A 17,067-nucleotide genomic window follows, 5' to 3' on the forward strand; every position below is an offset into this window, starting at 1 on the left:
TTCCTACGGTGTTCCATAGGAATCGGTGGACGCAGTCAACGAGCGCAAAGGAGCGTGGGGGCGACCATGAGCGGGGACGCGCGCAAGACGGCCGAGGGGCTGTCCTATCTGACCGGGTTCGGCAATGAGCACGCCTCGGAGGCCGTACCGGGCGCCCTGCCCGAGGGCCGCAACGCGCCGCAGCGCGCACCGCTCGGGCTGTACGCGGAGCAGCTCAGCGGCGCGGCGTTCACCGAGCCGCGGGCGCACAACCGGCGCTCGTGGCTGTACCGGATCCGTCCGTCGGCGGCGCACCCCCGGTTCACCCGCACCGCGAACGGCTCGATCCGTACGGCGCCCTTCGCCGAGACCGTGCCCGACCCCAACCGGCTGCGCTGGAACCCGCTGCCCGAGCCGGCCGCGGGCACCGACTTCCTCGCGGGCCTGTGGACCCTCGGCGGCAACGGCGACGCGACCCAACGCGCGGGCATGGCCGTGCACTTGTACCACGCCAACGCCTCGATGGAGCGCGTCTTCTCCGACGCCGACGGCGAGCTGCTGATCGTCCCGGAGCGCGGCGGGCTGCTGCTGCACACCGAGTTCGGGCGGCTGCACGTGGAGCCGGCGCACGTGGCGCTGATCCCGCGCGGGGTGCGGTTCCGGGTGGAGCTGCTGGACGACTCGGCCCGCGGCTACGTGTGCGAGAACTACGGGGCGCCGTTCCGCCTCCCGGACCTCGGCCCGATCGGCGCCAACGGGCTCGCCAACGCACGGGACTTCCGCGCGCCGGTCGCCGCGTACGAGGACACCGAGGGCCCGGTGGAGGTGGTGAACAAGTTCTGCGGCAACCTCTGGACGGCCACATACGACCACTCGCCGCTCGACGTGGTCGCCTGGCACGGCAACCATGTGCCGTACGTCTACGACCTGCGCCGCTTCAATGTGATCGGCTCGATCTCCTACGACCACCCCGACCCGTCCATCTTCACCGTCCTGACCTCACCCTCGGACACGCCGGGCCTGGCCGGCGTCGACTTCGTCGTCTTCGCGCCGCGCTGGCTGGTGGGCGAGGACACCTTCCGGCCGCCGTACTTCCACCGGAACGTGATGAGCGAGTACATGGGCCTGATCGAGGGCGCCTACGACGCGAAGGCGGAGGGCTTCGTGCCGGGCGGCGGCTCGCTGCACAACATGATGTCGGCACACGGCCCGGACCGGGAGACGTTCGACCGGGCGAGCACGGCCGAGCTGAAGCCGCAGAAGATCGATGACGGCCTCGCCTTCATGTTCGAGACCCGCTGGCCGGTGACGCTCACCCCGCACGCGGCCCGCGCCGACCACCTCCAGCAGGAGTACGACGGCGTGTGGCAGGGCCTGACGCGCAACTTCCGTATCTGACGCCTGTGTTGCGCCCGTCGTTCCCGACCCGGTACGGATAGCAGCGTGACCTCCTTCGCCCCTGACTCGATCGTCCTGAACCGCAAGCTGCCGCTCTGGTATCAGGTCTCGCAGTCGCTGCGCGCCTCGATACTGGGCCGCTCGCCCGCGGACCCGCTGCGCCTGCCCACCGAGGAGCGGCTGGCGGAGCACTACGGGGTGAGCGTGCTGACCATGCGGCAGGCGCTGAAGGAGCTGGAGGACGAGGGGCTGATCAGCCGGCACCGGCGGCGCGGCACGTTCATCGAGCCCGATGCCCGGCGCGGCGCCCCGGTGCGGCTGCTGGGCTCGGTGGACGCGATCGTGGCCCAGCAGTCCGGGATGCGCACCCGGTTGCTGGCCCACGGGCCCGCGCCGGTGCCGGGCGGGCTCGCGGAGTGTTTTCCGGGGCTCGCCGAGGTGGCGACGTACCACCGGCTGCGCTTCGACGAGCAGAGCGGGGAGCCGACCAACCACGCCGTCAACCACGTACGCCCCGAACTGGCCGAGCGGATCGACCTGGACGATCTGGTGCGCTGGCCGATGACGAAGGTGCTGCGGGACGTCGTCGGGGCGGACATCAGCCGGATCACGGACACGGTGGAGGCCCGGCTCGCCGACCCGGAGACCGCCCGCCTCCTTGAGGTCCCGCTGCTCAGCCCGATCCTGCACTACACCGGCATCACCTACGACACCGAGGGCCGGGTGCTGGACGTGGCGGTGATCCACTACCGGGGCGACCGTTTCTCCTTCACGGTGACCCTGGACGCCACCTGACCCGCCGGGAACCGCCGGCCCGTACGATGCCCAGCGTGCCGTACGACGACGACGCTCCGCTGCCGGCGGACCTCATGCCGTGGTCCGTCGCAACGCCGCGGCCGGGCCGCGCCTGGCCGGTGGCCCCCGACCCGGCCTGTCTGCGGGCCCGCTGGGACGCCCTGCTGAAGGCCGATCTGCCGGACCGCGAGGCCCTGTTCGAGCCGAGCAGGGCCCGCACCCTGCACTCGGCCGTGGGCCAGCTGCCGGGCCGGTCCGCCGGGACGGAGCGCCTGGCACGCGCCACGGGCCCGTGCGCGGAGCCGGTACGGGTGCTGGCGGCGCCCTTCGACGAGCAGTGGCTGATCCCGGACCACCGGCTGCTCGACGCGGCCCGCCCGGAGCTGTGGCGGGTGGCGGACGAGCACCAGGTCTTCCTGGTGGAGACCCCCGACGCGCACCACCCCCTGCTGGCCACCGCCCTCCTGCCCACGCTGCGCGCCGGACGCGTCCGCCCCCTCTACCGCCGCCCGGCCGCCGCGGACCCCAACCTGGCGCCCGGCCTCCTGGACCATCTGTCGGCCCGCCTGGGCGTGCGGGTCACCCCGCTCGACCTGGCCGCCTGGTTGCTGGCCGCGGTCCGCCCCGACCACACGGTCCCGCTGACCGACGACGCGGAACTCTGGTCGTCCGGCGTGCGGTTTGGCCACCGCCTGCTGTGGCTGCTGCGCCGCGACGGCGAGCGCCCCCGGCTCCCCGGCGGCCGCCGCCCCTACGTCCGCGCCCCACTGCCGCCCCGCCCCCGGACCCTTCGCTACGACCCCGAGGAGGAGACCCTCCATCTGGACGGAGGCCGCGTCTCCCCCGTCCCCGCCGCGGCCTGGGACTACGAGCTGAACGGGGTCCGGGTCCTGGAGTCCTGGTTCGCCGCGCGCACGGCCCCGGCGACCCCCGGCACCCTGGCAGCGATCCGCCCGGCGACCTGGCCCCAGCCGTGGACCTCGGAACTCCTGGAGCTGATCACGGTCCTGACCCTGCTGGCCGAAGTCCGCGCCCAGCGGGACGAGTTGCGGATCACCTCGTCGGTCACGGCGACGGACCTGCGCCACTCGGGCATCCTCCCGCCCCCGCGCGCCGCGCGCCTGCCCGCGTCGGTCCTGGACCGCCCGGAGGAGGGTCCGGAGGGCCAGTTCGCCCTGTGGTAGCGGGGCCGCCGGGCCGCGGCGAGTGACATACGCCGTACTGACAGACCCGCCCGAGCGGGAGATCATCCACCCCATGGAGCACCTCGCGGAACAGGCCATGGAACCCGCCGGTCGACAGCCGTCGGAACCCCAGCCGCTGCCCCTGGAGGGCGTCACCGTCGTGGCCGTCGAGCAGGCCGTGGCCGCGCCCTTCGCGACGCGGCAGCTCGCCGATCTGGGGGCTCGTGTCATCAAGGTGGAGCGGGTGGACGGCGGCGACTTCGCGCGGGGCTACGACCGGGCGGCGGGCGGCCTCGCCTCGCACTTCGTGTGGTGCAACCGCGGCAAGGAGTCCCTCGCCCTGGACTTGAAGGACCCGCGCGGCCGGGAGGTCGTACGGCGGCTGGTCGCGGACGCGGACGTGTTCGTGCAGAACCTGGCGCACGGGGCCGCGGCCCGGCTCGGACTGGACGCGGCCACCCTGTGCGCGGCGCACCCGCGGCTGATCGCCGTGGACATCTCGGGGTACGGCTCCTCGGGTCCGTACGCGGACAAGCGGGCCTACGACATGCTGGTGCAGTGCGAGACGGGCCTGGTGTCGGTCACCGGGACGCCGGAGCGGCCGGTGAAGGCGGGGATCCCGGCGGCGGACATCGCGGCGGCCATGTACGCCTTCTCGGGGGTGCTGGCGGCGCTGGTGCGCCGGGGCGTCACCGGGCGCGGCGGGCCGGTGGAGGTGTCCCTGCTGGACTCGCTGGCGGAGTGGATGGGCCATCCGCTGCACCACACGATGCACGGCGGCGAGCCCCCGGCGCGCACCGGGCTCGCGCATCCCGTCATCGCGCCCTACGACGTCTACGCGACGGCGGACGGCGGTGAGGTGTTGCTGTCGGTGCAGAACGACCGGGAGTGGCGGCGGCTGGCCGAACAGGTGCTGGAGCGGCCGGAGTTGGGGACCGATCCGCGGTTCGCGACGAACGCGGCGCGGGTCGCCCGCCGGGGGGAGACGGACGCGGCGGTGGCGGAGGCGCTCGGCGCGCTGGACGCCGACGCGGCGGTGGCGCGGCTGGAGGAGGCGGGCATCGCCTGTGCCCGGCTGCGGGATCCGCGCGGGCTGGCGGAGCATCCGCAGCTGGCGGCCCGCGACCGGTGGCGCCAGGTGGGTTCGCCGGTGGGGCCGTTGCGGGCACTGCTGCCGCCCCTCACGCTGCCGGGCGGGGGTGAGGCGAGGATGGGCGAGGTGCCCGCGCTCGGACAGCACACCAGGGCGCTGCTGCGTGCCATGGGGATGACGGACGAGGAGATCGCAGCGCTGCGCCGGGACGGTGTGGCGGCCTGAGCGCGGGCCCTGGACGGAGACGAGGGCCGCCGGTGCACCCGGTGCACCCGGTTCACCCGGTGAGCGCCGGTCGGGCGCTCACGGGCCGGGCGGTGGCCGGGTCGGGGCCGGGCCGACGGCCGGCCGGTGACCGGCTAGTGGCTGCCGAACAGCGAGCGACGCAGTCGGCGCAGGGGCGCGAAGAGGGAGACCCGGCGGACCCGAGCGCCCCGGTCGCTGTGTGTGCGCCGGTGGTCCCGCGCCGTCAGCTCCCGCATCAGCGAGGTCGCCTCGACGGTCTTCTGCTGCGGTATGGCGGGACCGCCCAGCACCGCGAGGTGCCGGTCGAGGCGCGAGCTGGTCGCGCTGCTCCCGCAGGTGATCGCAGGGACCCTGGCCCTGCTGCGCACTGTTATCTGTTCCATGTCACTCCCCACCCGTACGAGTCCACCCGGCCCCGGGCAGAGTAACCCTATCTCCCCACCGGGGCACTCGTGTATCGCGCCTTCAGGATTCACCTTTCCCGTAAGGGCGTTGACCATGCCACGCTGACTACTCTCCGAATCCGACCGGTTTCAGGGCGAGTTGGACAACAGGCAGGCCGACGGCTCGCGCCGAAGCGCCGCTGCGGGGGCCGCTGTCACGGGGCGTGACGGCCGCCGGGGCGCCGACCCCCGGTGATCAAGGGCGTGTCGCCCCCGCGGAGGCCCTGGGTGACGACGGGTCCGGATCGCGGTCCGGGGCGCGGCCCGGATGCGGTGGCCCCGCCGCCGCGTCCGCGTCCGCCCGCGGCGGCTCGACGGGGGTGGCGGACGCCACGAAGGGGCGGCCGGGAACGTGGTCCATCTCACGCGCCCGGCCGAGGTGCCGGCGCAGGCTCCACCGGCCGGAGCCCCCGCCGCGTGCCGGGCGATCCCGCCGGGTGCACACGGCGGGCTCACTCGGGAGGTACCAGGCGTTACGGCGACGCCGCGGGCCGGTCGGCGAGTTCACCCTGACGGGCGGGACCGGTGGTGCGCCGCTCGGTGCTCACCCGTTCGGGTCAGCCGGCGGCGCTGGTGAGCGCCGGCAGGTAGCCGCCGGACTGGCCGTCCGCGGTGGGGTGGTACGACTCGGTCAGGTCGAGCACGTTGAGGCTGTGGAGCCAGGAGTCGCTGGAGCAGATCTCGTGGCTGGAGAAGGCGCTGCGGACGTCGCCGAAGACGAAGCCGTGGGCGGCGGCGCGGGACTGGATGGTGTTGTCCAGGGTGTCGGCGGCACCGTTGATGGCCGACCGCTTGGTGTCGGACAGGCCGAGGCAGACCTGGCCGAGCAGGTAGAAGCGCGGGTAACCGAGCACGGCCACACGGGCGTTGGGCGCCTTGGAGTGGATCGCGTTGTAGACGGCGTCGAGCTTCCCGGGCAGCGTGTTGGTGACGTACGACTTCGCGTTGGCGATGGCGGACAGACAGGTGCTGTCGGAGTTCAGCACGCACGTCTCCATCACGCTGGAGAACCCGGCGTCGTTGCCGCCGATGCTGATGGACACCAGCGAGGTGGAGGAGTTGAGCGAGCCGAGCTGGTTGGCGAGCACGTCGTCGGTGGTGGCACCGGAGCAGGCGTTGAAGGCGAACGAGGCCGGCTTGTGCGCGGCGTTCCACAGGTACGCGGCGGCGTTGGTGCTGCGGTCGCAGTCGCCACTGGAGCTGATGTAGTCGTCGGCGCCGACGCCGGAGGCGTAGGAGTCGCCGAGTGCCACATAGCCACCGCTGTTGGACGCCGCCTGCGCCGACGCGGCCTGCGTGAAGCCGAGGCCGAGGGCGAGGAGGAGTGGAGCGACGATTCCGGCGAGTCGGGAACGTCTCATGGAGTATCTCCCAGGTGAGCAGGAAGGCTGCGGCAACTTAAGTAGCGCCTACGCGTGTTGACCGGAAGTGTTCATGCCAAGAATTTTTGACTCTCAATAAGACCGTCTTCAAACATTTACTGCTTATGTATTGCGCGTACATGTCAACTCTGTTGACCGCCCCTCAGATGCCTGCTCTCGTCGGTGTTCCGGGGGGACGGCCGCCCTTGACGCCCCCTCGGGACTGCGCCACATTAAAACCCGGCATCCGGCGCTTCGGGGGGCAAAGTCGCCAATGCGCACCTTATGGATCAACAGGGATCTGCCGCCGCTGCTCGCGGGAGCCGCGGCCGCCGTCCCGGTGGCCGGCGCACTGCTCGCCCTCACCGACTCCGGCTCCGCGCTGCGCGGACCGTGCGCGCTGCTCTACCTGTTGCTCGCGCCGGCCGCCGGAATCGCCCTGGCCCTGCGCGGCCTCGACCCCTTCGCCCGGACCCTGTGCGCACTCGCGGGCGCGGTGGTCGTCGACATGCTGGTGGCCCAGGTGATGCTCGCGGTGCACCAGTGGTCCGTCCGCGGCGGGGTGGCCGTCGTCGCCGTACTGAGTCTGCTCCTGCTGCTCCTCGCGCTGCCGAGGGATCGGATTCCCGGTAAAAGCACACAAGACTGAGCAAGGTGAGCCACTGTTACGCAACGGACCAATCATGGGAAAGGTGAGACACCTTCCGGGTCTTGCCTTTCGGGCTCAACCGTCAATACCGTCATACAGCTCAACCGCAGCGGTCCGCCGGTGCCGGGTCCTTGGGGAGGGCCGGGTGCCGTGGTGCCTTCGCTGCGCAGCGCGGTAGGGGGGTGCCGTGTTCGGTGACCGCGAGCGGTGACCGGGCCGGGCCGCGCGACCGGCCGTCATGCTCGCCCGGCGGCCCGGACAGCTTCGCCAGCTCGTCCGCGGGTACGGAGTACCGCTCGCCGCGCCCCGGAGGAGAACCCCCCTTTCGAACCGGATCCCGAGCCGGGCCGCCCGGCGGCGGGCGGCCCACCGGACGAGAGGGAACCAACCATGAGTCCAGCGCTGCGCCCGCCGAGTCCGGGCCGCGAACCGCTGCTCGTCACCCACTACCGGCCCATCTCCTCGCACCTGGCGATCACCCCGCCGGTGAGCGTGGTGATCCCCGCCATGAACGAGGCGAGGAACCTGCCCTACGTCTTCGAGAGCCTGCCCGACTGGATCCACGAGGTCGTGCTCGTGGACGGCAACTCCACCGACGGCACCGTCGAGGTGGCGCGCTCCCTGTGGCCGCGCCTCAAGGTCGTACCGCAGCGCGGTCGCGGCAAGGGGGACGCCCTGATCACCGGGTTCGAGGCGTGCACCGGCGACATCATCGTGATGGTCGACGCGGACGGCTCGGCGGACGGCGGCGAGATGGTCAGCTACGTCTCCGCGCTGGTCTCCGGCGCCGACTTCGCCAAGGGCTCCCGCTTCGCCAACGGCGGCGGCACCGACGACATGACCTTCGTGCGCAGACTCGGCAACTGGGCGCTGTGCACCGTCGTCAACCGCAAGTTCGGCGCCCGCTACACCGATCTGTGCTACGGCTACAACGCGTTCTGGCGGCACTGCCTCGACAAGATCGAGCTCGACTGCACCGGCTTCGAGGTCGAGACCCTGATGAACATCAGAGTGGTCAAGGCGGGCCTGAGAGTGCAGGAGATACCGAGCCACGAGTACCTGCGCATCCACGGGACCAGCAATCTGCGGGCGGTGCGCGACGGGCTGCGGGTGCTGCGGGTGATCCTGCGCGAGCGCTCCAACCGGCGGGCCCTGCGCCACCGGGTGCGCCACTCCCCGCTGCTCAAGGCCCGGCGGGGAGAGGCGAGTTGAGCGATCCCGGCATCTCCGTCGTGATCTGCGTGTACACCGAGGACCGCTGGGCGGACATCCGCGCGGCGGTCTCCTCGGTGCGCGCGCAGTCGTACCCCGCCCTGGAGATCCTGCTCGTCGTGGACCACAACCCGGCCCTCGGCGAACGGCTGGAGCGCGCGTACCAGGCGGCCAAAGGCGTGCGGGTGCTGGCCAACTCCGGTCCGCGCGGCCTGTCCTCGGGCCGCAACACCGGCATCGCCGCCGCACGCGGCGAGGTGATCGCCTTCCTGGACGACGACGCCGTGGCCGAACGGGACTGGCTGCGCCGCTTCGCCGAGGCGTACGCCGATCCGCGGGTGCTGGCGGTCGGCGGGCGCACCGAGCCGGTGTGGGCGTCCGGGCGGCGGCCCGACTGGTTCCCGGAGGAGTTCGACTGGGTGGTGGGCTGCACCTACCGGGGGCTGCCGCCGGGCCGGGTGCGGGTGCGCAACGTCCTGGGCGGCAACGCCTCGTTCCGGCGGGCGGCCTTCGAGGCGGCGGGCGGCTTCGCCACCGGCATCGGGCGCGACGGCGGCCACCGCCCGCTCGGCTGCGAGGAGACGGAGCTGTGCATCCGCCTGGCCCGCGCCCGCCCCGAGGGGGTGCTGCTCGTCGACGACCGCGCGGTGATCCACCACCGGGTGCCCCGGAGCCGGGAGGACTTCGCCTACTTCCGCACCCGCGCCTACGCCGAGGGCCTGTCCAAGGCCCTGGTGGCACACCGCGTCGGCGCGGCCGAGGGGCTTCAGTCCGAACGCCGGTACACCGCACGGGTGTTGCCCGCCGGTGTCGTCCGGGGCCTGCGCGACGCCCTGCTCGGCCGGCCGGGCGGCGCGGGCCGCGCGGGCGCCATCGTCGCCGGGGTGCTCACGGCCGCGGCGGGGTTCGCGGTGGGGAGCGTCCGGGCACGGCGGGGTCGTACGGCCGCACGGCGAAAGGCGAGCGGCGATCCGGGGGGCCCGCATGAGTGACCTTGCCGTGCCCATCCTGATGTACCACTCCGTCGCCGCCGCGCCCAGCGCCGCCACCCGGACCCTGTCGGTGGCCCCCGACGCCTTCGCCGAACAGATGGGACTCGTCGCGGAATCGGGCCGCACCCCCGTCACCACCGCCGAGCTGGCCGCGCACTGGCGCGACGGCCGGCCGCTGCCCGCGCGCCCGGTGCTGATCACCTTCGACGACGGCTACGAGGGCGTGCACCGGCACGCCCTGCCCGTGCTCGCCCGGCACGGCTTCCCGGCCACCCTGTTCGTCTCCACCGGCTGGCTCCGGGGCGCGTACGACACCGGGGGCGGCCTCGACACCATGCTCGACTGGGACCAGGTGCGCCGGCTCGCCGCCTGCGGTGTGGAGATCGGCGGGCACAGCCACACGCACCCGCAGCTCGACCAGCTGGACGACGCGGCGCTGGCCGGGGAGCTGCGCCGGTGCACGGAGATCCTCGCCGCCGAACTCGGGGCGCGGCCAAGGTCGTTCGCGTATCCGTACGGCTACTCCACCCGCCGGGTGCGCCGGGCGGTGCGCGCGGCCGGGTACGCGCAGGCGCTCGCCGTCGGCAACGCGCTCGCCCGCCGCGCCCAGGGGCCGTACGCGCTGCGCCGGGTCACGGTGCGCCGGGGCACGGACGCCGGGGAGTTCACCCGGCTGCTGCGGGGGCGGGACATCGGCCGGGCGTTCGTCCGGGACCAGGCGCTCACCCGCGGGTACGCGGTGGTGCGCGGGGTGCGGCGGATCGGCCCGGCGGTCCGGAAGGCCGGTCGGGCCCGTGCCTGACACGACCACCGCGCCCGGCCCCGAGGCGGCGAAGGCGCCCGGCGCCGCCCGCACGGCGGGCGGGGGGCCGCTGCTGCGCAACGCGTACGCGCTGATGCTCAACACCGGGATCTCCGCCGTCCTGGGCCTCGGCTTCTGGCTGGCCGCGGCGCACTACTACTCCGATGCCGCGGTCGGCCGGGGCTCGGCCGCCATCGCCGCGATGAAGCTGCTCGCCGGGCTCACCGCGGTGACCCTGACCGGGGCGCTGGCCCGGTTCATCCCGGTGTCCGGCAGGCGCACCGGGAGGTTCATCTTCCGTACGTACGCGGGCAGTTCCCTGCTCGTGGCGCCGGCCGCCGGGGTGTTCCTGGGCACCCTGGGCGTCTGGGGGCCGTCGTACCGCTTCCTGCACGGAGTGCTCCCCGGCCTCGGTTTCGTTGCGGCCGTGGTCGCCTGGAACCTGCTCACCCTCCAGGACGGTGTGCTGACCGGGCTGCGCAGCGCGCCCTGGGTGCCGGTGGGCAACACGGTGTTCTCGGCGGTGAAGCTGGTGCTGCTCGCCGTGTTCGCCGTCGCCTTGCCGGCCACCGGGGTCTACGTGTCCTGGGTGGCCGCGATCGCCACCTCCGTGGTGCCGCTGGGCTGGCTGGTGTTCCGCCGTCTGGTGCCCCGGCACGTCGAGGCGACCGCCGGGCGGGCGGGGCCGCCGACGGTCCGCGAGGTCGGGCGGTTCCTGGCCGGGGACTACACCGGCTCGCTGTTCTCGCTCGCCGTGGTCTACCTGGTGCCGGTGATCATCGCCGCGCGGGTCAGCTCCGCGGAGAACGCGTACTTCTACATCGCCACCACCATCGGCGGCACCTGCAATCTGCTCGCCGTCAACATGGGCGCGTCCCTGACCGTCGAGGGCTCGCACGACCCGGCACGGCTGGCCGCCGACGCCCGCGCGGCGCTCCGGCGCATGGCCCGGATCATGCTGCCGATCAGCGCGGTGCTGTTCCTCGGCGCGCCCCGGATCCTCGGCGTCTTCGGCGCGGGCTACGCGGACGCGGCGACCGGGCTGCTGCGCCTGTTCGCGGTCGGCACGCTGCTCCGGGTCGTCATGGAGACCTACTTCGCGGTGCTGCGCGCCCAGAGCCGCACCTCGCAACTAGCCTGGCTTCAAGGGCTGTTGTGTGTCCTGGTCCTCGGCCTGACCCTGCTGCTCCTGCCGCGGATGGGGCTCGCGGGAGAAGGGGTCGCCGAGGTCTCCAGCCTGACCGTGATCGTCACGATCGCCGCGCCGCGCCTGTGGCGGACGGTACGGGCGACCCCCGCGACGGGCACCGGGGGCGTGCCGGACGCGGTGGCACCGGACGGCGATCTGGCGGACCTGGGGATGGAGGAGCCGGTACGACGCCGGGCGCCGACGTGGGCGCGAGGACGGGGGCAGGCCGCTGAAAAGGCCGTACCCCTGACGCGTCCGGCGCCCCCCGCGAAGCCACAGCCCGCTCCCCCCGCCCCCCGCCCGCGCTCCCCCCTCGTCCTCGTCTCCCTCCTGGTCGCCGCCCTTCTTCTCTACTGGCTCCCCGCCCTCCCGATCGGTGAGGCCGAGCTGGACCGGATGGGCGGGCTGGGGCTGGTCTCGGTGCTGCCGTGGCCCACGTTCGCCGGCGCGGCGCTGCTGGTCGTGGTGTTCGCCGCTCTGCTGGGGCAACGCCGGGAGCACCGGGGCCTGTTGCTGGTGACGCTGCTCGCCACGGTCGTGTCGCTGCACGCGCTGCCGGCCGTGGTCGAGACCGAGCCGCGGTTCGCGACGGCCTGGCAGCACCTGGGCTTCATCGACTACATCGACCGCACCGGCTCCGCCGTCCCGGACCTGGACGCCCGCTGGAGCTGGCCGGGCTTCTTCGCGGTGGCCGCGTTCGCCGCTCGGGCCTGCGGGGTCACCGACTTCACGGAGGTCATCCGCTGGTGGCCGACCGCGATCCAACTCTCCTATCTGGCACCGGTGTTGCTGCTCACCCGCGCGATGCGGGCGGACTGGCGGGCGAAGTGGACCGGCGTCTGGCTGTTCGTGCTGTGCGGCTGGGTCGGACAGGACTACTTCTCCCCGCAGGGCTTCACCTTCCTGCTGTATCTGCTGTTCACGGCGATCCTGCTGGTGTGGTTCCGTCCGCCCCGCGCGCTGACGGACCGGCCGGGGCCGGGCGAGGCGGAGCCGCCGCCCACCGACCGTCGCCAACGCACCGTCCTGCTCCTGCTGTTGCTGGGCCTGTACGCCGCGACCGTGCCCGCGCACCAGCTGACCCCGTTCATGATGCTGGGCGTCCTCGCGGCCCTCGTCCTGCTGCGCCGCTGCGAACTGCGCGGGCTGCCCCTGCTGTGCGCGGTGCTCGTCGCCGTGTGGCTCGGCTTCATGGCGGAGCCGTACTGGTCCGGGCACTTCGACGACCTCTTCGGCGGCATCGGCGGCATCGGCGGCAATGTCTCGACCTCCGTCTCCGGCCGCATCCAGGGCGGCGATCCGACCCACAAGCTGGTCCTGTACACACGGGTGCTGCTGGCCGGTGCCGTGCTGGCGCTCGCCTGCTGGGGCTGGTGGCGCCGGCGCCTGAAGGGGTACCGCGAACGGTCGCTCACGGTGCTCACCCTCGTCCCGTTCCTGGGCTTCGGCATGCAGTCGTACGGCGGTGAGATGGCGCTGCGCGTCTTCATGTTCGCGGTGCCGGGCGCGGCCCTGCTCGGCGCGCTCGCGTTCTTCCCGCGCGCCGCGGACCGGCCGCGGCTCGCCCCGGTGGCCGCGCTGCTCGCCGGGCTGCTGCTGATGGGCGGCTTCCTGGTGGCCCGGTGGGGCAACGAGCCCTTCGAGCGCACCCGGCCCGGCGAGGTCGCGGCGATGGACTGGGTGTACGCCCACGACCGGCCGACCGTACGGCTGCTGTGGCTGAGCGACGACCCGGTGAACGACGTGACCCCGTCACTGCCCTGGGGCGCGAAGGACATGGAGCGGGTCGACTACGTCCCGACGCTCGCGCCGGCCGACCCGGCTCGGGTGTCCGGGCTGGTCCAGGCGCTCAAGGACGCGGGGCCGCGGTCGTATCTGATGGTCGACGAGAGCCAGGTGACGTATCTGCGCCTGGCCGCGGGCTACCCGGCGGCCTGGGGTTCCCGGCTCACCCGGAGCCTGGACGCGCGGCCGGAGCTGACGAGGGTCCTGGTCGACGGCGACGCCACGGTGTACGCCCTGCGCGCGCGGCCTGCGGGTCCCGTCCCCCGGCCGCACCCCGGACCGGCCGGACCGCGGGTGACGTGGACGCCCTGGTCGGTGGTCGGCGCGCTGGCCGCCGTGGTACTGATGCTGGTGCTGGCCGCGCGCGAGGTGCTGCGGGTGGCGGTGCGGCCGGGGGTGCGCCGACTGCGGCTTCTCCAGGGGAGTTTCTGGTTCGCCGTGCCCTTGCTCGCCGTGGTGCTCGCGGTGCTGGTGCAACGGTTCCTGACGCTGAAATGAGGTCACCTGACGCTGGAGTGAGGTCAGCGGCTCAGCCACCTCACCTCGTACGGCCGCAGCGTGAGGTCCCTGCCGTCCACCCGCGCGCCGGTGGTCCGGTCGCGGGTGTTGACGACGAGGACGGTGCGGTCGCTCGCCAGGACCCGCAGGCGGGGCGCGGCGGCCGGGTCGACGGAAACCGTGCGGTAGCGGGTGCCCGGCGGAAAGGCGGCGGCGAACCGGGACAGCAGGTCGTACATGGGCAGTGCCCGGCCCCCGTCGGCGCGGTCGGTCGGGGTCCACAGGCAGCCGGGGCAGCCGGGGCCGGTCCGCCGCTCCGGGTTCCAGTAGAAGCCCGAGCCGGCGCCGCCCCGGATTAGGGCGATCATGCCGGTGGCCTGGACGGCGACCCGGTGCGGCTCGGACCAGCCGGCGGCGCCGTCGCCGGGCTCCACGTAGTACTCGGCCCACCACAGGGGCAGGTCATGGGTCTGCCGCCGTACCCATGCGCCGACGGCGGTCAGCTTGTCCGTGGCGGTGAACTCGTCGGGCCGCGGGGTGCCGCCGTCGGGGTAGCTGGCGCCGTCGATCACGGTGAAGTCGGCGCCGGCCTTGTGCGCGTTCCAGTAGGAGAAGGCGTCGAGCACCCGCTGGTCCATCGCGCCCCAGTCGCCCCGCACCCGCGGGGAGGCGTTCGGATCGGCCGGGGTGACGCTGTCCATCGGCAGATAGGGTCCGCCGACCATGACGGAGTCGCCGGTCTTCTTCAGCGCGCGGTACACGAGGTTGTACAGGCGGGTGTACCCCTCGTAGTCCCAGCGGCCTGCGGACTCGTCCCAGAAGCCCTTGAACTCGTTCCAGACGACGAAGTACCGCACGTCCGGATAGCGCCGGGCCACGGTCGCGGCGAGGTCGGCGAAGTCCTGGTAGTGGGCGGGGGCCGGCGCGGTCTCCAGCGCGGACCGGCTCCAATCCGTGTGGGCGGCACCGGACTTGCCGCCCTTCATCCAGTCGGGGGCACAGCACAGGGTGATCACCGGGGTGCCGCCGGAGGCGCGGACGAAGGCGATCCGGCGGTCCAGGGCCCCGAAGTCGTAGTGCCCCGGCGCCGGTTCGGGGTTGTCGGCGCCCCAGCCCATGATCGCCTGGTCCTGCGCGAGGCCGCCGTCCGCCGTGAGGAGCCGCCGTACCCGCGCGGTGGCGGCGGGCGCTCCCTCGTCGGCGCTGAACTGGGTGTGGGTGAAGCCCCAGCCGACGTACGGCTTCCCGGTGCCGCGCGGTGCGGCCGAGATGCCCGGCAGGCCGCCGAGCAGGCTCACGAGCAGGGCGAGCGCCGCCGCGATCCCCCCGAGCAGGGCGCCGAGCCGCCATCGCCGGCCATCCCGTTCCCACCCATGACGTGCCATCGGGGACAACGGTAGCGGCGCGGTCCGGGGCGTGGGCAGACCTTGGGACACCAGGGACAAGAGGTGGAAATGCCGTGCGCGGAGGGCATCGGTGACGGATCATGGCGGCATGCCTGCGAACCCGCACGACGCTCTGCCGATCCGGCTCCACGTCGACGATTCCGACTCGCCGTCCGACGTCGTCGACGCGCTGTTCCTCGGCCGTTTCGCGACGGGCGAGCAGCCGTATTCGCACGCGGTGAACATCGACCGCGTGCGCTCCGGCGCGACCCTGCTGCCCGAGGGCGCGAAGGTGCTCCGGGTGGCGCGGGACGACGACCGCAGCGCCACCCTCGCCGAGGGCGACGGCTGGACCCTGCTGGTCTCCCGCTGGAGCCGGGGCGCGGACGTCACGGTGACCGCGACCAGTGCCGAACTGGCTCAGGAGATCCTCGGCAAGGCCACGGACGGCGCGGCCGACGAGCCCGAACCCCAGCCGGAGAACGTGACGATGGGGTTCTGGTACGTCTCCCCGCGCCGCGGTCCGCACCGCACCACCCGGCAGATCTCGGCCGGCACCTGGTCGGAGGTCCGGGCCAACTACACCGCACCGGTCGCCGGGGCGATGGACCGGCTGATGAAGACCACGCCGGAGGACATCGCGGGCCGGCTGCTCCTGCTGCACGGCCCGCCGGGCACCGGCAAGACCTCGGCGCTGCGCACCCTGGCCCGTTCCTGGCGCGACTGGTGCCAGGTGGACTGCGTCCTCGACCCGGAGCGGCTCTTTTCCGACGTCGGCTATCTGATGGACATCGCGATCGGCGAGGAGGACGGCGCGGGCAAGGGCCGCTGGCGGCTGCTGCTCCTGGAGGACTGCGACGAGCTGATCCGCGGCGAGGCCCGGCACACCGCGGGCCAGGCGCTGTCCCGGCTGCTGAACCTCACCGACGGCCTGCTCGGGCAGGGCCGCAATGTGCTGGTGGGCGTCACCACGAACGAGGACCTGGAGCGGCTGCACCCCGCCGTGGTCCGCCCCGGCCGCTGCCTGGCCCGCATCGAGGTGGGCCCGCTCACCCGCGACGAGGCGGTGCACTGGCTCGGCACCGAGGAGGGCGTCGGCCGCGAGGGCGCCACCCTGGCCGAGCTGTACGCGCTGCGCCGGGGCACCACGCCGACCTCGGTACCGGGGGCGCGCAACGGCGCGGACGCGGGGCTGTACCTGTAGTGCTTTCATGAAGACGTGACCTTGCTGGTCGGCACCTCCGGGTGGCAGTACAAGGACTGGCGGGACCTCGTCTATCCGGCCGGGGTCCCGGCGCGGCTGTGGCTGGAGGAGTACACCCGGCTGTTCGCCACGGTGGAGATCAACAACGCGTTCTACCGGCTGCCGTCGTACGACAACTTCGCCGCCTGGCGGTCGCGGGTGCCGCCGGATTTCGTGGTCGCGGTCAAGGCCAGCCGCTTCCTCACCCACATCAAGCGGCTGAGGGAACCCGCCGAACCGGTGCACCGGCTGCTGACCCACGCGGCGGGCCTCGGCGACCGGCTCGGCCCCGTCCTGCTCCAGCTCCCGCCCACGCTGCGCGCCGGCCCGGCCCTGCTGGACGCGTGCCTCGCCTGCTTCCCGGACGGTACGCGGGTCGCGGTGGAGCCCCGCCACGACTCCTGGTGGACGCCCGAGGTGCGTGAGGTCCTGGTCTCCCGTGGCGCGGCCCTGTGCTGGGCCGATGTGCTGTCCCGCCCGGTCACCCCGCTGTGGCGCACCGCCGACTGGGGCTACGTCCGCTTCCACCAGGGCCGCGCCCGGCCCTGGCCGCGCTACGGCCGCCGCGCCCTGGAAACCTGGGTGGACCGCATCGCCACGGCCTTCCCCGCCGGCGAGACCGTCCACGCCTACTTCAACAACGATCCGGGCGGCGCGGCGGTGACGGACGCGGCGACCTTCGCGAGGGCCGCGACAAGGGCGGGTCTGCCGGTGACACGCTTCCCGGACCTGGCCCACCAGCACTGACACGTACCACCCGCCGCCCGGCACCTCGCCGCGGATGGTTTGCGCCGCCCTGCCGCTGATGGCCGG

Annotated in this window: 14 protein-coding genes; 11 read left to right on the forward strand and 3 right to left on the reverse strand. The window is 73.4% G+C overall.

The window, feature by feature from the left end:
* Positions 1–66: 66 nt before the first annotated feature.
* The 4 genes from hmgA to AC069R_RS21325 all read left to right on the forward strand — a co-directional run bounded on the left by hmgA (position 67) and on the right by AC069R_RS21325 (position 4,674).
* Entirely contained in the window at positions 67–1,377 is a 1,311-nt protein-coding gene (gene hmgA, locus AC069R_RS21310; protein WP_478768389.1) for a homogentisate 1,2-dioxygenase, read from the forward strand.
* Positions 1,378–1,422: 45 nt separating this feature from the next.
* Positions 1,423–2,172, forward strand: a complete 750-nt coding sequence (locus AC069R_RS21315) for a GntR family transcriptional regulator (RefSeq protein WP_478768390.1) — start codon at positions 1,423–1,425, stop codon at positions 2,170–2,172.
* A 26-nt stretch (positions 2,173–2,198) separates the two neighbouring features.
* On the forward strand, positions 2,199–3,356 hold the full coding sequence (locus AC069R_RS21320) for a type ISP restriction/modification enzyme (RefSeq protein ID WP_478768391.1): 1,158 nt from the start codon (positions 2,199–2,201) through the stop codon (positions 3,354–3,356).
* 73 nt (positions 3,357–3,429) lie between these two features.
* Positions 3,430–4,674 carry a CaiB/BaiF CoA transferase family protein gene (locus tag AC069R_RS21325; RefSeq protein ID WP_478768392.1) on the forward strand — a complete coding sequence of 415 codons (1,245 nt, stop codon included), beginning with the start codon at positions 3,430–3,432 and terminating at the stop codon, positions 4,672–4,674.
* A 134-nt stretch (positions 4,675–4,808) separates the two neighbouring features.
* Here the strand turns inward: AC069R_RS21325 and AC069R_RS21330 are convergent, their stop codons facing one another.
* Together AC069R_RS21330 and AC069R_RS21335 are read right to left on the reverse strand one after the other, a co-directional pair.
* The gene (locus AC069R_RS21330; protein WP_397986711.1) at positions 4,809–5,078 is read right to left on the reverse strand and encodes a hypothetical protein; all 270 of its coding nucleotides are present in this window, start codon (positions 5,076–5,078) and stop codon (positions 4,809–4,811) included.
* Between the two features lie 617 nt (positions 5,079–5,695).
* Entirely contained in the window at positions 5,696–6,499 is an 804-nt protein-coding gene (locus AC069R_RS21335; protein ID WP_478768393.1) for an SGNH/GDSL hydrolase family protein, read from the reverse strand.
* Between the two features lie 274 nt (positions 6,500–6,773).
* Here AC069R_RS21335 and AC069R_RS21340 point away from each other — a divergent pair, with 274 nt between their 5' ends.
* The 5 genes from AC069R_RS21340 to AC069R_RS21360 all read left to right on the forward strand — a co-directional run bounded on the left by AC069R_RS21340 (position 6,774) and on the right by AC069R_RS21360 (position 13,626).
* On the forward strand, positions 6,774–7,148 hold the full coding sequence (locus AC069R_RS21340; RefSeq protein WP_478768394.1) for a hypothetical protein: 375 nt from the start codon (positions 6,774–6,776) through the stop codon (positions 7,146–7,148).
* A 390-nt stretch (positions 7,149–7,538) separates the two neighbouring features.
* The gene (locus AC069R_RS21345; RefSeq protein WP_478768395.1) at positions 7,539–8,360 is read left to right on the forward strand and encodes a glycosyltransferase family 2 protein; all 822 of its coding nucleotides are present in this window, start codon (positions 7,539–7,541) and stop codon (positions 8,358–8,360) included.
* Positions 8,357–9,352, forward strand: a complete 996-nt coding sequence (locus AC069R_RS21350; protein ID WP_478768396.1) for a glycosyltransferase family 2 protein — start codon at positions 8,357–8,359, stop codon at positions 9,350–9,352. Before AC069R_RS21345 ends, AC069R_RS21350 begins: the two co-directional genes overlap by 4 nt.
* Complete coding sequence (locus tag AC069R_RS21355) at positions 9,345–10,154, forward strand: polysaccharide deacetylase family protein (protein WP_478768397.1); 810 nt, start codon at positions 9,345–9,347, stop codon at positions 10,152–10,154. The genes AC069R_RS21350 and AC069R_RS21355 overlap by 8 nt, the downstream gene beginning before the upstream one ends.
* The gene (locus AC069R_RS21360) at positions 10,147–13,626 is read left to right on the forward strand and encodes a lipopolysaccharide biosynthesis protein (protein WP_478768398.1); all 3,480 of its coding nucleotides are present in this window, start codon (positions 10,147–10,149) and stop codon (positions 13,624–13,626) included. Before AC069R_RS21355 ends, AC069R_RS21360 begins: the two co-directional genes overlap by 8 nt.
* 23 nt (positions 13,627–13,649) lie before the next feature.
* Here the strand turns inward: AC069R_RS21360 and AC069R_RS21365 are convergent, their stop codons facing one another.
* Entirely contained in the window at positions 13,650–15,011 is a 1,362-nt protein-coding gene (locus AC069R_RS21365) for a xylan 1,4-beta-xylosidase (RefSeq protein ID WP_478768399.1), read from the reverse strand.
* Positions 15,012–15,120: 109 nt separating this feature from the next.
* Between AC069R_RS21365 and AC069R_RS21370 the strand changes: the two genes are divergently transcribed.
* Both AC069R_RS21370 and AC069R_RS21375 read left to right on the forward strand, forming a co-directional pair.
* The gene (locus AC069R_RS21370; RefSeq protein WP_478768400.1) at positions 15,121–16,215 is read left to right on the forward strand and encodes a DUF5925 domain-containing protein; all 1,095 of its coding nucleotides are present in this window, start codon (positions 15,121–15,123) and stop codon (positions 16,213–16,215) included.
* A 15-nt stretch (positions 16,216–16,230) separates the two neighbouring features.
* Positions 16,231–17,001, forward strand: a complete 771-nt coding sequence (locus AC069R_RS21375) for a DUF72 domain-containing protein (protein ID WP_478768401.1) — start codon at positions 16,231–16,233, stop codon at positions 16,999–17,001.
* Positions 17,002–17,067 lie beyond the last annotated feature (66 nt).

The organism is Streptomyces sp. NPDC043952, assembly GCF_056435325.1.